This is a genomic window from Streptomyces celluloflavus (assembly GCA_000720995.1).
Lineage (GTDB): Bacteria > Actinomycetota > Actinomycetes > Streptomycetales > Streptomycetaceae > Streptomyces > Streptomyces celluloflavus.
In genome coordinates this window covers 1-16,922 of the sequence record JOEL01000064.1, presented here as the reverse complement: position 1 = coordinate 16,922, position 16,922 = coordinate 1, and the positions used below count along the sequence as shown (strand labels likewise).

At 71.0% G+C, this 16,922-nt stretch carries 12 protein-coding genes and 1 pseudogene; 6 read left to right on the top strand and 7 right to left on the bottom strand.

Annotation, left to right across the window (positions count from 1 at the left end):
• Positions 1 to 3: 3 nt before the first annotated feature.
• From hemB to IH09_RS32885, 3 genes are all read left to right on the top strand, one after another.
• Complete coding sequence (gene hemB / locus IH09_RS32895) at positions 4 to 990, top strand: porphobilinogen synthase (protein WP_052861218.1); 987 nt, start codon at positions 4 to 6, stop codon at positions 988 to 990.
• A 138-nt stretch (positions 991 to 1,128) separates the two neighbouring features.
• Positions 1,129 to 2,790 carry a transcriptional regulator gene (locus tag IH09_RS32890; RefSeq protein ID WP_094793028.1) on the top strand — a complete coding sequence of 554 codons (1,662 nt, stop codon included), beginning with the start codon at positions 1,129 to 1,131 and terminating at the stop codon, positions 2,788 to 2,790.
• Between the two features lie 252 nt (positions 2,791 to 3,042).
• Positions 3,043 to 4,227: a glycosyltransferase gene (locus tag IH09_RS32885; protein ID WP_052861216.1), complete on the top strand. Its 1,185-nt coding sequence runs from the start codon at positions 3,043 to 3,045 to the stop codon at positions 4,225 to 4,227.
• Between the two features lie 581 nt (positions 4,228 to 4,808).
• Here IH09_RS32885 and argS read toward each other — a convergent pair.
• A complete protein-coding gene (argS, locus tag IH09_RS32880) occupies positions 4,809 to 6,587 on the bottom strand; it encodes an arginine--tRNA ligase (RefSeq protein ID WP_052861215.1) in 1,779 nt (592 codons plus the stop codon).
• A 174-nt stretch (positions 6,588 to 6,761) separates the two neighbouring features.
• Between argS and lysS the strand changes: the two genes are divergently transcribed.
• Positions 6,762 to 8,522: a lysine--tRNA ligase gene (gene lysS / locus IH09_RS32875; protein ID WP_052861214.1), complete on the top strand. Its 1,761-nt coding sequence runs from the start codon at positions 6,762 to 6,764 to the stop codon at positions 8,520 to 8,522.
• A 106-nt stretch (positions 8,523 to 8,628) separates the two neighbouring features.
• Here the strand turns inward: lysS and IH09_RS32870 are convergent, their stop codons facing one another.
• Both IH09_RS32870 and IH09_RS32865 read right to left on the bottom strand, forming a co-directional pair.
• Positions 8,629 to 9,366 carry a DUF3558 domain-containing protein gene (locus IH09_RS32870; protein ID WP_052861213.1) on the bottom strand — a complete coding sequence of 246 codons (738 nt, stop codon included), beginning with the start codon at positions 9,364 to 9,366 and terminating at the stop codon, positions 8,629 to 8,631.
• Positions 9,367 to 9,612: 246 nt separating this feature from the next.
• The gene (locus IH09_RS32865; protein WP_052861212.1) at positions 9,613 to 10,572 is read right to left on the bottom strand and encodes a hypothetical protein; all 960 of its coding nucleotides are present in this window, start codon (positions 10,570 to 10,572) and stop codon (positions 9,613 to 9,615) included.
• A gap of 171 nt (positions 10,573 to 10,743) precedes the next feature.
• On the opposite strand from IH09_RS32865, the gene IH09_RS32860 reads away from it, so the two are divergent.
• Complete coding sequence (locus IH09_RS32860; protein ID WP_052861211.1) at positions 10,744 to 11,937, top strand: RtcB family protein; 1,194 nt, start codon at positions 10,744 to 10,746, stop codon at positions 11,935 to 11,937.
• A gap of 52 nt (positions 11,938 to 11,989) precedes the next feature.
• Here the strand turns inward: IH09_RS32860 and IH09_RS32855 are convergent, their stop codons facing one another.
• Positions 11,990 to 12,841 (bottom strand): class I SAM-dependent methyltransferase, encoded by an 852-nt coding sequence (locus IH09_RS32855; protein ID WP_052861210.1) that lies wholly within the window; start codon positions 12,839 to 12,841, stop codon positions 11,990 to 11,992.
• 114 nt (positions 12,842 to 12,955) lie between these two features.
• Positions 12,956 to 14,290, bottom strand: coding sequence for an aspartate aminotransferase family protein (locus IH09_RS32850; RefSeq protein ID WP_052861209.1), 1,335 nt, complete (start codon positions 14,288 to 14,290; stop codon positions 12,956 to 12,958).
• A 90-nt stretch (positions 14,291 to 14,380) separates the two neighbouring features.
• On the opposite strand from IH09_RS32850, the gene IH09_RS32845 reads away from it, so the two are divergent.
• Positions 14,381 to 15,130: an SDR family NAD(P)-dependent oxidoreductase gene (locus IH09_RS32845; RefSeq protein ID WP_052861208.1), complete on the top strand. Its 750-nt coding sequence runs from the start codon at positions 14,381 to 14,383 to the stop codon at positions 15,128 to 15,130.
• Between the two features lie 39 nt (positions 15,131 to 15,169).
• Here the strand turns inward: IH09_RS32845 and IH09_RS38340 are convergent.
• Positions 15,170 to 15,643: pseudogene (locus IH09_RS38340) on the bottom strand (DUF6309 family protein); the annotation flags it as partial.
• On the bottom strand, positions 15,640 to 16,440 hold the full coding sequence (locus IH09_RS32840) for a phytanoyl-CoA dioxygenase family protein (RefSeq protein WP_318279623.1): 801 nt from the start codon (positions 16,438 to 16,440) through the stop codon (positions 15,640 to 15,642). The gene IH09_RS32840 and the pseudogene IH09_RS38340, both read right to left, overlap by 4 nt.
• Between the last annotated feature and the right edge of the window lie 482 nt (positions 16,441 to 16,922).

The window sequence follows — 16,922 nt, the reverse complement described above, 5'->3', positions numbered from 1 at the left end:
AGCATGACGTACGGAAACTTCCCCGGGGCACGGCCGCGGCGGTTGCGCACCACCCCCGCCATGCGGCGGATGGTCGCCGAACACCGGCTGCACCCGGCGGACCTGATCCTGCCGGCGTTCGTCCGGGAGGGCGCCACGGCGCCGGTGCCGATCTCGGCGATGCCCGGTGTCGTCCAGCACACCCGTGACTCCCTGCGGAAGGCGGCCGTCGAGGCGCTCTCCGCGGGCGTCTCCGGGATCATGCTCTTCGGCGTGCCGGACGAGGCGAAGAAGGACGCGCTCGGTACGGCGGGCACGGACCCGGACGGCATCCTCCAGGTCGCCCTCCGCGATGTGCGGGCCGAGGTCGGCGACGATCTCGTGATCATGTCGGACCTGTGCCTGGACGAGTTCACCGACCACGGCCACTGCGGGGTCCTGGACTCCGCGGGCCGGGTCGACAACGACGCGACGCTGGAGCGCTACGCCGAGATGGCGCAGGTGCAGGCCGACGCGGGCGCCCATGTGGTGGGCCCCAGCGGCATGATGGACGGCCAGGTCGGCGTCGTCCGCGACGCGCTGGACCAGACGGGCCACGAGGACGTCTCGATCCTCGCCTACACCGCGAAGTACTCCTCCGCCTTCTACGGCCCGTTCCGCGAGGCGGTCGGCTCGTCGCTCAAGGGCGACCGCAAGACCTACCAGCAGGACCCGGCCAACCTCCGTGAGTCGCTGCGCGAGCTGGCGCTCGACCTGTCGGAGGGCGCCGACATGGTCATGGTCAAGCCGGCGATGCCGTACCTGGACGTGCTGGCGAAGATCGCGGACGAGGTGGACGTACCGGTCGCGGCCTACCAGATCTCCGGTGAGTACGCGATGGTCGAGGCAGCCGCCGAGAAGGGCTGGATCGACCGCGACAAGGCGATCCTGGAGACGCTGACCGGCATCAAGCGGGCTGGCGCGAACATGATCCTCACCTACTGGGCGACCGAGGTCGCGCGGGGGCTCTGACACGGCAGGCCGAGCGGTCTCCCGGCGAACCTGGGGTTCGCCGGGAGACCGTTGTGTTGTGGGGCGTGGGGGCGGGCGTGTTTCGATGGACGAGCCGCGCGTGTGGTGCGCGCGGACGGGGAGGGAGTACCGGTGGGCGTGGCTGAGGAGACGGCCGGATTCGCGGCGCTGCTGCGGGAGTTGAAGGACCGCTCCGGGCAGAGCTACGGGGCGTTGGCGAAGCGGCTGCACATGAGCACGTCGACGCTGCACCGCTACTGCAACGGCGATGCGGTGCCGGCCGAGTACGCCCCGGTGGAGCGGCTGGCGCGGCTGTGCCGGGCGACGCCGGACGAGCTGGTCGCGCTGCACCGGCAGTGGATCCTGGCGGACGACGCGCGACGGCGGGAGCGGGAGCGCGAGCGGGAACGTAAGCAGGGGAGCGGGGCGGGGGCGGCGGCCGCGGCCGAGGCGGGGGCCGGTACGGAGACCGGGGCGGCGGCCGGTGCGGGTGCGGCGGCCGGTGCCGGGGGTGCGGAAGGTGTGGGTGCGGCGGCCGGGGTAGCTGCCGGGCCGGTGGTCGCTCCGGTGGCCGAGCCGGATGCCGGGGCGAATGCCGAGGCGGATGCCGAGGCGGGGGACGGCGCGGTTCGTGCGGTTCGTGCGGCTCCTGTGACGCCTGCGGCTGTGCCGGCTGCCGGGGAGGCGCCGGGTACCGGGTCCGCGCCGGTGGCCGAGCCGGTGGCGGTCGCGGCGTCCGCGGCGGACGGCGAAGCTGTGGCGGCCGGTGAGCCTGTGGCAGCCGGTGAACCCGTGGCGGCTGATGAACCAGTCGGGAGCGGGCCGGTCGCCGAGATCGGGGCCGGGCAGGTACCGCCGGCCAGGGCGGCGCGTACCGGCCGGCGGCGGCGTACCGCGCTGGTGGCCGGGATCGCGGTGGCCGCGGTGGCGGTGTCCGCGGCGGTGGCCGTCGGGCTGACGTCCGGCGGGGACGGCGACGGGCGGAAGGCGGCCGCGGACACGGCGGCCGGGGCGGCACCCGGCAAGGAGGAAACGCGGACCGGGGGTCCGGCCGGGGCGTCACCGTCCGCCGGGCCGACCCGTACGGGGAGCGCCGGTCCGTCCCCGTCGCACTCGGCGGGGAGCGGCAAGGCGACGAAGGGCGCCGACGGCGGGCGGACGAAGCCCCCGGCGGCCGACGCCGATCCGGGTTCGCTGCCGCTGAACCTGTTCGTCCGCCCGTACACCTGGGAGGACCCGTGCAGCCAGCGCTATCTGGTGGACAAGAAACCGGACGACATGGTGCCGCCGCCGCCCGAGGCGGACGTCCGCGGCTGGGTGTCCAAGCTGGGCGCGGTCTCGGCGGGCGAGCAGATCATCCAGGTGACGGTGCAGGGCGCGGGCGATGAGACCGTGGTGCTGAACGCTCTGCGGGTGCAGGTGGTGAAGCGTTCGGAGCCGCTCGCCTGGAACGCGTACGGCATGGGCGTGGGCTGCGGCGGCGGCATGACGCCGAAGACGTTCGGAGTCTCCCTGGACGCGGCCCGGCCGCAGGTCACCCCCGAGGGCGGGCAGCGGGACTTCCCCTACAAGGTGAGCGAGAAGGACCCCGAGGTCCTGAAGATCACCGCCCGCGCCGGCGCCCACGACGTGCGCTGGTACCTGCTACTGGAGTGGTCCAGCGGCAGCAGGCACGGCACGCTGCCCATCGACGACAACGGCGAGCCCTTCCACACGAGCGCGCTGACGGGCCGGCCGCAGTTCGACTATCCGCTGGGCGGCAGCAACGAGTGGATCCCGACTCCGGAGGATGAGGGCTGAGCCTCCGGGCGGACGGCTCGGCGGTCCGCCCGGCCTCCGGGTGGGGGCCGTCATGTCGCTGCGGCGGCGGGCGCGCTCCCGGTGTGAAGGGGCATGCGGCGAGGTGGCGGTGTGCGTTCGTTGCCGTGTGGGAGTCTGGCCGTCGGGCCACGGGGCATACGCGTACCGGTCACACCGGTGAACAGCGGTCATGGCCAAGGAATCCACTGCGGTACGGGCTCGCTCCGGCGTAGCCGGATGGGAAGTTCTGCTGTGAACAGTGCCGACGCCAACCGCCTGCCGCGGCGGGCCTTCCGCCTGATCGTCACGGGCGGCGGGACCGGCGGCCACACGTACCCGGCTCTCACCGCGGTCCGCACGCTGCATACCAGGCTCGCGGCCGCCGGCAGGGCCTTGGACGTGCTGTGGGTGGGAACCGCGGACGGGCTGGAGTCCCGCGTCGCGGCGGCCGAGGGGATCGAGTTCGCCGCGGTCGCCACCGGCAAGATCCGCCGTTCGAAGAACCCGCTGAAGCTGGTCTCCCCGGCCAATGTGAAGGACATGAGCAACGTTCCGCGCGGCGTCGGCCAGGCACGCAGGATCGTGTCCGGGTTCCGTCCTGATGTGGTGCTGGCCACGGGCGGTTACGTCGCGGTGCCGGTGGGCCTGGCGGCCAAGATGTGCCGCCGCCCACTGGTGGTCCACGAGCAGACGGTCCGGCTGGGCCTGGCCAATCGGGCGCTCGCCCGCGCCGCGACACGCTTCGCCGTCTCGTCCGAGTCGACCCTTCCGCTGCTGCCGGAATCAGCCCGCGGGCTGACGGCCGTCACCGGCAATCCCGTACGGCCCGAGGTGCTGTCCGGGCAGGCGGACAAGGCGGTTCAGACTCTCGGCCTGCGCGGCTTCGACCGTCGTCTGCCGACCGTCTACGTCACCGGCGGCGCCCAGGGATCGCAGCAGATCAACGCTGTCGTGCGGGACGCCCTGCCGTGGCTGCTCTCCCAGGCCAACGTCGTCCACCAGTGCGGGGCGGCGAACGTCGCGGCGCTGCAACAGCACGCGGCAGCGCTGCCCGGGGATTTGGCGGGCCGGTACCACCTGACCGGTTTCGTCGGCCCGGAGTTGCCCGACGTCCTTGCCCTGGCCGATGTGGTGATTTCCCGGAGCGGCGCCGGGACGATCGCCGAACTGACCGCGCTGGGCAAGGCCGCCGTCTTCATCCCCCTCGCCACTTCGGCGGGTAACGAGCAGGCGCACAACGCGCGCCATCTTCAGGAGGCCGGGGCCGCGGTCGCGCTCCTGGGCGAGGTGACCCCGGAGAGCCTGCGGAACGCCGTGGCGCCGCTGCTCACGGACCCGCATCAGCGCATCGGGGTCGCTGAGCGGGCCCGCTCGCACGGCCGCCCGGATGCGGCGGAGCGACTTGTGGATGTCGTGCTGTCGGCCGTCCTGGGCTAGGTGTTCTGTCCACGGCCTCCTCGGACACACGCGGGGCGCCCCGCATGTGAGGCCGCTTCCCGGCGGTGTGCCGGACGTGTGGTGGCGGCGGGCCGGCCGCCGTGCCGCGCCGCCGTCTCACAAGTAACCCGCGAGCAGGAGGAGAACGGTTGCGGTGCATGCGGTGGCCACGGCGATTGCCATGACGTCGGGGATGTCGTAGCGACGGGGTCGGCAGCGGACGCGCACGGGGGCTCCCGTTCGGCAGTTGGGCGGTCGGTGCTTGCGGACCTCAGCTTGTGGCGCGGTCCGTCCCAGCCGCCACGGTCTGCCGGGTATAGGGGACGCCGGAACGTCCGAACGTGCTCTGACCTGCGTGAATGACCCTTCGGTGGAACGCCTGGCCGGGACGTCGGGCGGGGACGCCGGGGCCGGGAAACGGGCCGGGGAGCGGCGTGGGGTGGCGCGGACGGGACCGGTGGGGGCGGGCGGGAACGTGCGGGAACGTGCGAGGGCCCGCACCGGGATGGATCTCCGGTGCGGGCCTCTCGTCAATCGTGGTCTCGCGGGTGGCGGCCGGGTGGTGGCCGCGTGGCGGTCGGTCAGAGGCGCTCGGGGGTGCGGATGCCGAGCAGTGCCATGCCCTGGTGCAGGGTGCGGGCCGCCAGGTCGCACAGGAAGAGCCGGTTGGCGACCTGCGCCGCGCCGCCCTCGGCCTTCAGGACCGGGCACTGGTCGTAGAAGGCCGTGTAGAGGGAGGCGAGCTGGTAGAGGTACGCGGCGAGCTTGTGCGGCTCGTAGGACTCGGCCACCTCGGAGAGCACCTCGGCGAACTGGTCGAGGTGCAGGCCCAGCGCCCGCTCGGCCGGGGCCAGTGCCAGCTCCGGGTGGGCGGCCGGGCGCTGCTCCTCGCCGGCCTTGCGGAGGATGGACTGGATGCGCGCGTACGCGTACTGGAGGTAGACGCTGGTGTCGCCGTGCAGGGACACCATCTGGTCGAGGTCGAACTTGTAGTCGCGGGACGCGGAGGTGGACAGGTCGGCGTACTTCACCGCGCCGATGCCCACCTGGTAGCCGTTCTCGACGATCTCGGCCTCGCTCAGCCCGACCTTCTCGCTCTTCTCGCGCACCACCGCCGTGGCCCGCTCCACGGCCTCGTCCAGCAGGTCGACCAGCCGGACCGTCTCGCCCTCACGGGTCTTGAAGGGCTTGCCGTCCTTGCCGAGGACCGTGCCGAAGGCGAGCTGGACGGCGGCCACCTTGCCGTCCAGCCAGCCGGCCCGGCGGGCGGTCTCGAAGACCATCTTGAAGTGCAGCGACTGCCGGGCGTCCACGACGTACAGCAGGGTGCTCGCGCCGAGGTTTTGGACGCGGTCGCGGATCGCGGAGAGGTCGGTGGCGGCGTAGCCGTAGCCGCCGTTGGACTTCTTGACGATCAGCGGGACGGGGTTGCCGTCCGGGCCCTTGACGTCGTCGAAGAAGACGCAGAGCGCGCCGTCGGAGCGGACCGCGACACCCGTCTCCTCCAGAATGCGGCAGGTCTCCTCAAGCATGTCGTTGTAACCGGACTCACCGACGACGTCGGGGTCGCGGATGTCCATGTCGAGCTTGTTGAAGACCGAGTAGAAGTAGATCTTCGACTCGTCGACGAAGCGCCGCCACAGGGCGAGCGTCTCCTCGTCGCCCGCCTGGAGGTCGACGACCCGGCGGCGGGCCCGCTCCTTGAACTCCGGGTCGGCGTCGAAGACGGCCCGCGACGCCTTGTAGAGGCGGTTGAGGTTCGACATGGCCTCCTCGCCGGAGACCTCGCCGCTCTTGTGGTCCAGCTCGTGCGGGTGCTCGATGAGGTACTGGATGAGCATGCCGAACTGGGTGCCCCAGTCGCCGATGTGGTGCCGGCGGACGACCTTCTCGCCGGTGAACTCCAGGATCTCGGTCATCGCGGCGCCGATCACGGCGGACCGCAGATGGCCGACGTGCATCTCCTTGGCGACGTTCGGCTGCGCGTAGTCGATGACCGTGGTGCCGGTCCCGTCGGCGTACGGGACGCCCAGGCGGTCGTCGGCGGCGCGCTCGGCGAGGGTCTTGATGATCGCCTCGTCCGCGACCGTGATGTTCAGGAAGCCGGGCCCGGAGACCTCGATCTCCTTGATCACCGCGCCGCTGCCGCCGGTCGGGATGCCCGCGACGACCTGTGCGGCCAGCTCCCGCGGATTGCCCTTGAGCTTCTTCGCCAGCGCCAGCAGACCGTTGGCCTGGAAGTCGGCCCGGTCACTTCGTCGCAGCAGTGGGTCGGCGGCGCCGGCCTCCGGCAGGGCTGCCGAGAGGGCGTCCGCGACGCGCTGGTTGACCGTGGCTGCGAGGGAAGGGACCGAGGTCATGAAGAGAGGCCGTTCCGTAGAAGGAGAAGAGCGAGGGGGCGGGTGGGAGTGGAAAGGGTTTGCCAACGAGTATCCCACGGCACTACCACTGATTTTCCGTCTGGGAGAATGGCACCGTCAGGCTTTTGTGCGCCGGACGGCGCAAGAGGAAGCAGCAGAAGAGGAAGGCCGATCGTGGCTCAGCAGAGCACCGAGACCGACTGGGTCTCCAGATTCGCGGACGAGGTCATCGCCGAGGCGGAGCGCCGCGCCGCCGGCACCGTGGCATCGGGCGCGGCCGCGCCGGTGATCGTCTGCGCCTCGGGGCTGAGCCCGTCCGGCCCGATCCACCTGGGCAACCTCCGCGAGGTGATGACCCCGCACCTGGTCGCCGACGAGATCCGCCGCCGCGGCCACGAGTGCGTCCACCTCATCAGCTGGGACGACTACGACCGGTTCCGCAAGGTCCCGGCCGGTATCGACCCGTCCTGGGCCGAGCACATCGGCAAGCCGCTGACCTCCGTCCCGGCGCCGCCCGGCAGCCCGTACGCCAGCTGGGCCGAGCACTTCAAGGCGGCCATGGAGGCGTCCCTGGCGGAGCTGGGGGTCGAGTACCGCGGGATCAGCCAGACCGAGCAGTACACCTCCGGCGCCTACCGCGAGCAGGTGCTGCACGCGATGAAGCACCGTGCGGAGATCGACGCCGTCCTGGACCGCTACCGCACCAAGGACAAGGCCACCGGCGCGCCCAAGAAGCCGGGCCAGAAGCAGCAGAAGCCCGTCGACGAGGCCGAGCTGGAGGCCGCCGAGGGCTCCGGCGCGGCGAGCGAGGACGACGGCAGCGCGGGTGACGCGGGCTACTTCCCGTACAAGCCGTACTGCACGGTCTGCGAGAAGGACCTGACGACGGTCACCTCGTACGACGACGAGAGCACCGAGCTGTCGTACCACTGCACCGCGTGCGGGCACGCCGAGACGGTCGTCCTGCGCGAGTTCGACCACGGCAAGCTGGTCTGGAAGGTCGACTGGCCGATGCGCTGGGCCTACGAGGGCGTGATCTTCGAGCCGAGCGGTGTCGACCACTCCTCGCCCGGTTCGTCGTTCGTCGTCGGCGGCCAGATCGTCCGTGAGGTCTTCGACGGTGTGCAGCCGATCGGCCCGATGTACGCCTTCGTCGGCATCAGCGGGATGGCCAAGATGTCCTCGTCCAAGGGCGGTGTGCCGACCCCGGCCGACGCCCTGAAGATCATGGAGGCGCCGCTGCTGCGCTGGCTCTACGCGCGCCGCCGCCCGAACCAGTCCTTCAAGATCGCCTTCGACCAGGAGATCCAGCGGCTGTACGACGAGTGGGACGCCCTGGAGCGGAAGATCGCGGACGGTTCGGCGCAGCCGGCCGACGTCGCCGCCTACATCCGCGCGATCGGCACCGCCGCCGGTGAGCTGCCCAGGACGCCGCGCCCGCTGCCGTACCGCACGCTGGCCTCGGTCATGGACATCACCGCGGGCCACGACGAGCAGACGCTGCGCATCCTGACCGAGCTGGACCCGCAGCATCCGGTCACCACGCTGGACGAGACGCGGCCGCGGCTGGACAAGGCCGAGTACTGGATCACCACCCAGGTGCCGGCCGAGCAGCGCACGATCGTGCGCGACGAGCCGGACGAGAAGCTGCTCGGCTCGCTGGACGAGTCGGCCCGCACCTCGCTGCGGCTGCTGCTGGACGGCCTGGACGAGCACTGGTCGCTGGACGGCCTGACCACCCTGGTCTACGGCGTGCCGAAGATCCAGGCGGGTCTGGCGCCGGACGCCAAGCCGACGCCGGAGCTGAAGGTCGCGCAGCGCTCGTTCTTCGCGCTGCTCTACAACCTGCTGGTCGGCCGGGACACCGGGCCGCGGCTGCCCACCCTGCTGCTGGCGGTCGGCGCGGACCGGGTGCGCAAGCTGCTCGGCGGCTGAGGCGCCGCCGCGCCGCGGCTCATGTGTGCGGAAGGGGTCGGCCCCGGGGATCCTCGTCCCCGGGGCCGGCCCCCTTCCGGTGTGCGGCTCCGCGCGGGTGGCCGCGTCAGCCGTTCGCCTTGTTGACGGCGGTGACGGCCTCCTTGGCGGCGGCCTGGGCGCTCTTCAGCAGGTCCGCGGACTTCGGGGTGTCGGCGCCGGCCAGGCCCGCGCCGTTGTAGTTGAGGGTGATGACGACGTTGGCGGTGCGCATCACCACCGTCGCGTTGCCGAAGTCGTTGCCGTCCTTCTTCGACTCGAAGGTGAGCGAGGTCGCCTCGTCGCCGGTGCCGTCCGTCTTGGCGGTCTTGACGTTCTTGGCGCCCTCGGTGGCCTTCGCGTCCTCGACCTTCTTGGCGTAGAACTCCGTGGCGCGCTTCTCGCCGGTGCCGATGCCCTGCTCGGAGTCGTAGCGCTGGTAGCTGACGTCCAGCCAGCGGTACTGCGTGCCGTCGACGCCCTTGGCGTCCGAGCTGTTCCAGGCGCAGTAGCCGCGGGCGTTGTTGTCCGAGGACTTGCCCTGCTCCCCGGACGCGTTCTTCACCTTGGGCAGCAGGTTCTTGATGGTGTCCTGGGAGAACGCCTCGCACGGGTTCGGCAGCTTCTTGTACTTCGCCAGCGCGAGGCTCGGCGCCGTACTGCCGGTCGCGCTGCCGCCCGCGCCGCCGGTCTTGCTGCTGGGCGCGTTGGACGTGGCGGTGTCGCCGGAGCTGTCGGTGCCCGAGCCGGAGCAGCCGGCGACGAGCATCACCGGTACGGCTGCGCAGGTGAGGAGGCCGGCGAGTCGCTTGGCTGATCGGTGCATGGTTCCTTCGCTGTTCGTCGTCGTGGAGCCGGCGTGCGACGGCCGTGGGGGTGGCCGCGCGGGACTGCCGGACCCCGCGTGCGGGGGGCAAGGCCGGTCCAGGGCCTGGACGGCACGGTACGCGGCGGAGCGCGGTCGCTGCCCGGTCCGCGTCCGCGAGGTGGTGAATATCGCGGTGGGCATACGGGGCGAACCGGGCCAGTCGCTCGACGATGGGCAATCAACTCATTTGCCCGCTATCCGGACTTATTCGCCGATCCGGTCGGACAGCTCGGTGGCCAGCGAACGGGCCTTGTCCTGCAATTCCTGGCTCCCGGGCACCAGGGACTTGTCCGTGGACCACTGGTCGTAGGTGATCGTCACGATCACGTTCGACGTGCGAAAGACCACAGTGATGTCGCGGTGCACACCGGAGTCCGCGGTGGCGAGCTTGTCGTTGAGGAAGGCGGTGTCGGCGATGCCGTCCAGGAGGTGCGGGCCGGCGGTGGCGCCGGGTGTCCCGCTCGGATCGGCCGACCCCGCGGAGTGGTCGGACGCCGCGCCGCCGTCCTGAGGCTTCGCCTCGTCGCCGGTGCCCGCCTCCTGGCCCGGGGCCGGGCTCGTGACCGCGTCCGCGGCCGTGTCCTTGCCGCTGTCCAGGGCGCCGTTCGGCGCCTCGTCCCCGGCATCCGCGCCAGGGCTCTTGGTGCCGCCCCCGCCGGCGTCCTTGCCCTTGGGGACGGAGGTGGTGGGGGAGGGGGAGCCGCCGGACGGTATCCCCGCGGCCACCTCCTTCTTGCCGTAGATCTCCTGCGCCCGGTCGTCGTCGCTGACGGCGTTGTCGTACGAGACCACGCGCTGGATGTCGAGGGTCAGGTGGCGGGTGCCCTCGGTGGTCTCGCGTTTCCAGCGGCAGCCGACGCGGCGGTCGGTGTCGTAGGTGACATCCGCCTGGCCCGCGTAGATCTTCTCGGCGTCTTCGTGCGAGAGCTGCCGGTCGTCGCCGGGCAGCATGGCGCGTACGGTGCCGCGCGCCGGGAGCCCGCAGGGTTCCGGGAGGCTCTGGTAGCGGCCCGGCTGGGCGGGGCTCGGCGAGGCGGTGTCGCCGCCCTTGGGGCCCCCGTCCCGGCCGTCGCCGGTGGAACCGCCGGAGCAGCCGGCGAGGGCGGCGGCCAGCGCCGCGACCGTCACCAGCGCGGCACCGGGTACGAACGACTTCCGCCGCATCGTTCGCGGCTCCTTCCGTACGAAAAGCGGTTGCCGCCGGATGACGGCCGATGGACACAATGTCTACCGCACGAGGCGCCGTGGACGCGGGTCGGCAGTCCAAGATCGGACGTGGTGTCCGCACTTTGCGTTATGTGTCTTATAAGCCTTTTTGGGGGGAATGAAGGAACTATGTCGTACGTCGAAGTGCCCGGTGCCCGGGTACCGATCCGGATGTGGGCGGATCCGGCCACGGTCGAGGACGTGGCGATGCAGCAACTGCGCAATGTCGCCACCCTGCCGTGGATCAAGGGCCTGGCCGTGATGCCGGACGTGCACTACGGCAAGGGCGCCACGGTCGGCTCGGTGATCGCGATGCACGGCGCGGTCTGCCCGGCGGCGGTCGGGGTCGACATCGGCTGCGGGATGAGCGCGGTGAAGACCTCGCTCACCGCCAACGACCTGCCCGGCGATCTCTCCCGGCTCCGCGCCAAGATCGAGCAGGCGATCCCGGTCGGACGCGCGATGCACGACGACCCGGTCGACCCGGGCCGGATGCACGGCTTCCCGACGGCCGGCTGGGACAACTTCTGGCAGCGGTTCGACGGCGTCGCGGAGGCGGTGAAGTTCCGCCAGGAGCGGGCGACCAAGCAGATGGGGTCGCTGGGCTCGGGCAACCACTTCATCGAGTTCTGCCTGGACGACACCGGCGCGGTGTGGCTGATGCTGCACTCCGGCTCGCGGAACATCGGCAAGGAACTGGCCGAGTACCACATCGGCCAGGCCCAGAAGCTGTCGCACAACCAGGGGCTGGTCGACCGCGACCTCGCCGTCTTCATCGCGGACACCCCGCAGATGGCGGCCTACCGCCACGACCTGTTCTGGGCGCAGGAGTACGCCAAGCACAACCGGGACGTCATGATGGCGCTCTTCCAGGACGTCGTCCGCAGAGAGTTCCGCAAGGCCCGGCCGACGTTCGAGCCGGTGATCTCCTGCCACCACAACTACGTGGCGGAGGAGCGGTACGAGGGCATGGATCTGCTGGTGACCCGTAAGGGCGCGATCCGGGCCGGCAGCGGCGAGTACGGCATCATCCCGGGCTCGATGGGCACCGGTTCGTACATCGTCCAGGGCCTCGGCAACGCCGCATCCTTCCAGTCCGCCTCGCACGGCGCCGGCCGGAGGATGAGCCGGAACGCCGCGCGGAAACGCTTCTCCACGCGCGATCTGGAAGAGCAGACGCGGGGAGTGGAGTGCCGTAAGGACTCCGGTGTGGTGGACGAGATCCCCGGCGCCTACAAGCCGATCGAGCAGGTCATCGATCAGCAGCAGGATCTGGTGGCGGTTGTGGCGAGGCTCAAGCAGGTGGTTTGTGTGAAGGGGTAGGGGCGCAAGGGCGCACCCGAGGCGGTCGCCCGGCCGGGACGCACGTGCCGGATCAGGTGACGACTGGGCCGCGCGGCAGGGTGAGCTTCACCAGGCAGGAGGTGCCGTGGTGGGTGACGCCGCGGAGGGACCAGGGGGTCTTCTCGGCCGCGGAGGCGATTTCGCGGGGAGTGGGCAGGTGGTAGGGGCGCCAGGGGCCGGTGATGTCGGCGTGACGGATGCGGACGGCGGACGGTGTCGCGGGCCGGTGGGCGGGGGCGTCGAAGGTGCGGGGCGGGGTGGCCCGTCCCCACAGGGCCGCGCCGGGCGCCGCGGCGGCTGCCAGGGCGGTCAGCACGCTCCGGGCGCGGTCGGGCGGGCCGAGCAGGGAGAGGTTGTTGCCCAGCAGCAGGATCGTGTCGAACAGGCCCAGCCCGCCGGGCAGGCGTTCGACCTGGGCCGTCCTCGCGTCGATCCCGCGGGCCACGGCAACCCGGACGGCGCCCGGGGAGGCGTCCATGCCCGTCACGTCGTGGCCGGCCCGTCGCAGGGCGCAGGCATGCCGGCCGGGCCCGCAGCCCACGTCGAGGATCCGTCCGGTGGCCCGTATGCAGGCGTGCCGGTCGAGCGGGTGCCATGCCGCGGGACCGGCGAAGTACTTGGCCGCGTCCTCGTACTGGACCAGTCCGTCGGACCATTCGTAGGTCACGAAGGAGTGGCCCGCGCGGGCGCCGGCGGTGTGGCAGCACAGCACCGCCTGGCCGAAGGGGTCGGGGGCGGCCCCCTCTGCGGGCGGCCGGCGGATACCGTCCGCGGCGCAGGCGCACGACCGGCGGCGGCCGGGCCGCACCGCATCGGATCCGCCGGCCTCGCCCGCCCCTTCCCCGGACACGTTCTGGGATGACAGATCCTCTGGAAGCAGCATCGGCACTCTCCCCTCGTAGACCTCTCCCCGCTGCGCCGGACCTGACACCGAGCACCCGTTGGGGGGTTCGGTGACCCTCTTCACATTGACCAAATACCGTACGGATCCGGCGAGTTACAGCACGCCGAACGCTTCTGTCACCGCCTCGCACGTGGCGTCCAGGTCGTCCTCGGTGACCGTGGCGGCGACGAACCAGCAGGCCATGCCGTAGGCGTTGGTGTGGATACCGCGTTTGAGGAGTTCGTGGCGGAAGGCGTGGTAGCGGGCCTGGTCGGTGTGGAGCAGATCGCGGTACTGACGGGTCGGCGTGCCGTCGGCGGTGAACACGGTCTGGAACATGGCGCCAACGCCCTGCACCGAGCAGGGGATGCGCCGGTCGTGGGCGGCACGCCGGATCGCCTCCATGAGCCGCCGGCCGCTCTCATCGATTCTCTTGGTGACACCCGGCTGGTTCAGATGGCGGAGGCTCACCAGGGCGGACGTCGCGCACAGCGGCGAGGCGTTGTAGGTGCCGCCGTGCTTGACGTGCCCCTGCGCCAGGGGTTCCATCACATGCCGCTGCCCGGCGAAGGCGGCGATCGGCAGGCCGCCGCCCAGCGCTTTGGAGTAGACGGCGAGGTCGGGCACGACCCCGAACAGCGCCTGGGCTCCGCCGGGGCCGGTACGGAATCCGGTGCAGACCTCGTCGAAGATGAGCACGATCCCGCGTGCCGTGCACTCCTCCCGCAGCAGGTCGAGATAGCCCGGTGCCGGCATGGTGCAGGCGTTGTTGGCGACGATCGGTTCGCAGATGACCGCCGCGAGTTCGCCGCGGTGGGCATCGAGGAGGGCGCGGAGTGCCACGGCGTCGTTCCACGGACAGACGACCACATCGTCGACGATCCCGGCCGGTATACCGGGGGAATGGGGTACGGCGTGCGGGGCGGCGTACGGGCCGGCCTCCGGTGCGCCGGGGCGATTGGAGATCGCCAGGGTGTCGGACCACCCGTGATAGTGGCCCTCGAATTTGAGGATCTTCGAGCGCCCGGTGTACCCGCGGGCGGCCCGCACGGCCCCCTGCACCGCTTCGCTTCCGGAGTTGGCGAATCGGACGAGCTCCGCACCGGGCACCATGTCGCAGATCAGCTCGGCGAGTTCCACTTCCGGGGTGTTGCAGGTGCCGAACATCGTGCCGGTACGCAGGACGGCGGTGAGCGCCTCGGTGAGCTCCGGATGGGCATGGCCCAGCACCGCGCTGCCGTAGGAGAGGAGGTAGTCGACGTATTCGTTGCCGTCGACATCGCGGATGCGCGCTCCGGACCCGCTGACCATGTAGAGCGGATAGGGGTGCGGGCCGGTCGAGGTCAGCCGGGAGGAGGAGCTGATACCGCCGGCCAGCGATTCCTGGGCCCGGTCGAACCAGGCCCGGCTGCTGTCGGTCCCGCCCAGCGCCTGTATATGGCCATTCATGTGCGGCTCCTGTTTGTGTGAGGGGTGCTCGGGCACGCTCGGAGAGCCTTTCGTGCGGAGGGGTTTCCCTGAGAAGAGGACGGGTGGAACGTGGCGGAGAAAACGGCTGTCGTCACCGGCGCGGGTAGCGGTATCGGGCAGGCGTGCGCGCTGGGTTTGCTGGCGGACGGCTGGACGGTGGCGCTGGTGGGCCGGCGCAAGGAACGGCTGGACGAGACGGTGGCGCTCACCCCCGCGGCCGACCGCGACCGTGCGGTACCGATACCCGCCGACATCACCGATTCCGCGGCCGTGGACGGGCTGTTCGGGGACGTCGTGGACCGGTTCGGGCGGTTGGACGTGCTGTTCAACAACGCTGCCGACACCATGCCGTACACCCCGACCGAGGACGTGGGTGTCGAGGACTGGCACCGCGTGATGGACTCCATCGCCACCGGAACCTTTCTCTGTTCCCGCGCCGCCTTCCGGGTGATGAAGCGGCAGACACCGCGCGGGGGACGGATCATCAACAACGGGGCGCCGTCCGCTCAGGTACCCCGGCCGGACTCCCTCGCCTTCACCGCGGCCAAGCACGCGGTGGCCGGGATGACGCGCTCACTGTCCTTGGACGGCCGCCGCTACGACATCTCGTGCGGTCAGATCGACATCGGCAACGTCACCCCGCACGACCGTCCTCAGCCGACGGTCCGGCAAGCCGACGGATCACGGCGGGCCGAACCCACCATGGACGTGCGACACGTCGTCGACATGGTGCGGACCATGGCCGGTCTGCCGCTCGGGGTGAACATCCAGTCCGTCCTGGTCATGCCCAGTGCCATGCCGTACGTGGGCCGGGGATAGACCGGCCACATACGCCTCGAACCAGTTGCCGGACACCAGCTGCCCGGCCCGGGCCCAGGCGAGCATGCGGTGCAGCCCGTCCAGATGGATCAGTCCCTCGCGGACGGTCAGGGCGTCGTAGTCGCGCCCCGGAAGGGCCCGGGTGCTCAGGAACACGGGGAGGCGCGGAGCCGTGCGCTGCCGGGCGAGTTTGCGCGCACACAACGGATTGGAGCGGGTGTACGAGGCGCTCAGCATCGCCAGCCGGTCCGCCGCCGCGGCCACGGTCAGCCCGGTGTTGGGGATGAGCTCCACCTCTCCGTCCTCGCCCAGGTGCCAGGGGAGTACCACGCTCCGCACCTCCGGGCCGTCCAGCAGGACCCGGTGCCAGCGGCCGTCGAACGCCAGCTGCGCATCGCGGACGTGATTCTCGGCCTCGTCGTTGGTGTTGGCCTGGTCAACCGGGTCGAAGGGGTGTTCCTGGGTGAAATGGCGGATCACCGTCTCGAACCGGACCGCGCCCAGAATTCTCATCCGCTGTGCCTCTCCGCCTCTTCGTACTCGCTGAAGTGCCGCTCGGCGAACAGCTCCGGCCGTCCCGCGTCCAGCCCGCGTGCCCGTGCCACCGCCAGCACCTGCCGCCAGTACGGCTTGACCTGTGGCCACCGAGTGCCCGTGCGGCAGTAGGAACCATCGATCATGTAACGCGGGCCGGCGCTCGCACCCGATGCGGACGCGGCCCGGCGGGTGTGAAAGAGCGCCGAGTGCAGTACGACGGTGGATCCGGGCGGCAGATCGTCGATGACCACCTCGCCCGGCAGCACCTCCGTACCCAGATGGCTGCGGGCATCCTTCTCGGCGATCTCCCGGTGCGAGCCCGGCAGCACCGCCAACTCGCCTAACTCGGGCCGGAGCCCGCGTATGTAGTGCAGCGCGTGGATCATGGGGAAGCGGCGGTCGCGCTGGGGCCGTTGCTCGTAGTCGTGGTGCCAGCTCTTGCCACCGCCCCCGGCCGGCCGCCGGTCGCTGTGCAGATGGTGGAAGGCGAAGGACCGTCCCAGCAGATCGGGGTGGCCGAGCAAGTCCATCAGCGGCGGGTACACCGCGAGCTCACCGTGCGCCTCCAGGTCCAGCTCCATCACCTGCGGCGGCCGGGCGTCCGGACGCAGACAGGCGTCGATGGACGTCTGGCGCCAGCCCGCCTCCACCCACTTGTCCACCTCCGGCACGAGACGGTCGACGAGGCCGGCCCGGAGAAAGCCGGGCAGTACGAGGAAGCCGTCCTCGGTGAATTTCTCCACCTCAATACCGATGGCACGGGTGCTTATCACGTGTTTGAACCCCCGGTTCACTCAGTCGTTGCCGCATGGACGCCACAGCGCTCGGACGTTTCTATCCCCAGCCGGTATGCGTCATGCCCTGGGTGCGGTGAATGGCCGAATGCGCTCGCTCAGGGGGAGGGGCTCGGCGACGCGGGCACCGGAGCGTGCGGCGCGCCTCGAACCCCCCGGAGCGGGCGGCAGGTCATCGACGGCAAGGCCGTCGGTTCTCGGGGGCTGCCGGTCAGGACACCGCGGATTTCGGCCGCCTTGGCCGGGCTCAATTCCTGGGCTTGACCCCGGTGCTCAATTCCTGCTTACACGTGCCTGATGGCCTCGACGGGGGGTGCGTCCGAGGCCATCTCTCTATGTGCGGCCATCGTTTTATGCGCGATGACTGTGCGCCACGAACACAACGGGAGGTTTCGATGTAGACGAAGTCTTCCGACGTGGTGCTGCACTGGTGATGGAGGTAGGCCCTCCGAGACCGCCCA

Excerpts from the sequence above, each read along its gene's own strand:
- argS (WP_052861215.1), bottom strand. The coding sequence starts at position 6,587 with ATGACCTCGGTCCCTTCCCTCGCAGCCACGGTCAACCAGCGCGTCGCG.
- IH09_RS32870 (WP_052861213.1), bottom strand. The coding sequence starts at position 9,366 with ATGCACCGATCAGCCAAGCGACTCGCCGGCCTCCTCACCTGCGCAGCC.
- IH09_RS32860 (WP_052861211.1), top strand. The coding sequence starts at position 10,744 with ATGTCGTACGTCGAAGTGCCCGGTGCCCGGGTACCGATCCGGATGTGG.
- hemB (WP_052861218.1), top strand. The coding sequence starts at position 4 with ATGACGTACGGAAACTTCCCCGGGGCACGGCCGCGGCGGTTGCGCACC.
- IH09_RS32855 (WP_052861210.1), bottom strand. The coding sequence starts at position 12,841 with ATGCTGCTTCCAGAGGATCTGTCATCCCAGAACGTGTCCGGGGAAGGG.
- IH09_RS32850 (WP_052861209.1), bottom strand. The coding sequence starts at position 14,290 with ATGAATGGCCATATACAGGCGCTGGGCGGGACCGACAGCAGCCGGGCC.
- IH09_RS32865 (WP_052861212.1), bottom strand. The coding sequence starts at position 10,572 with ATGCGGCGGAAGTCGTTCGTACCCGGTGCCGCGCTGGTGACGGTCGCG.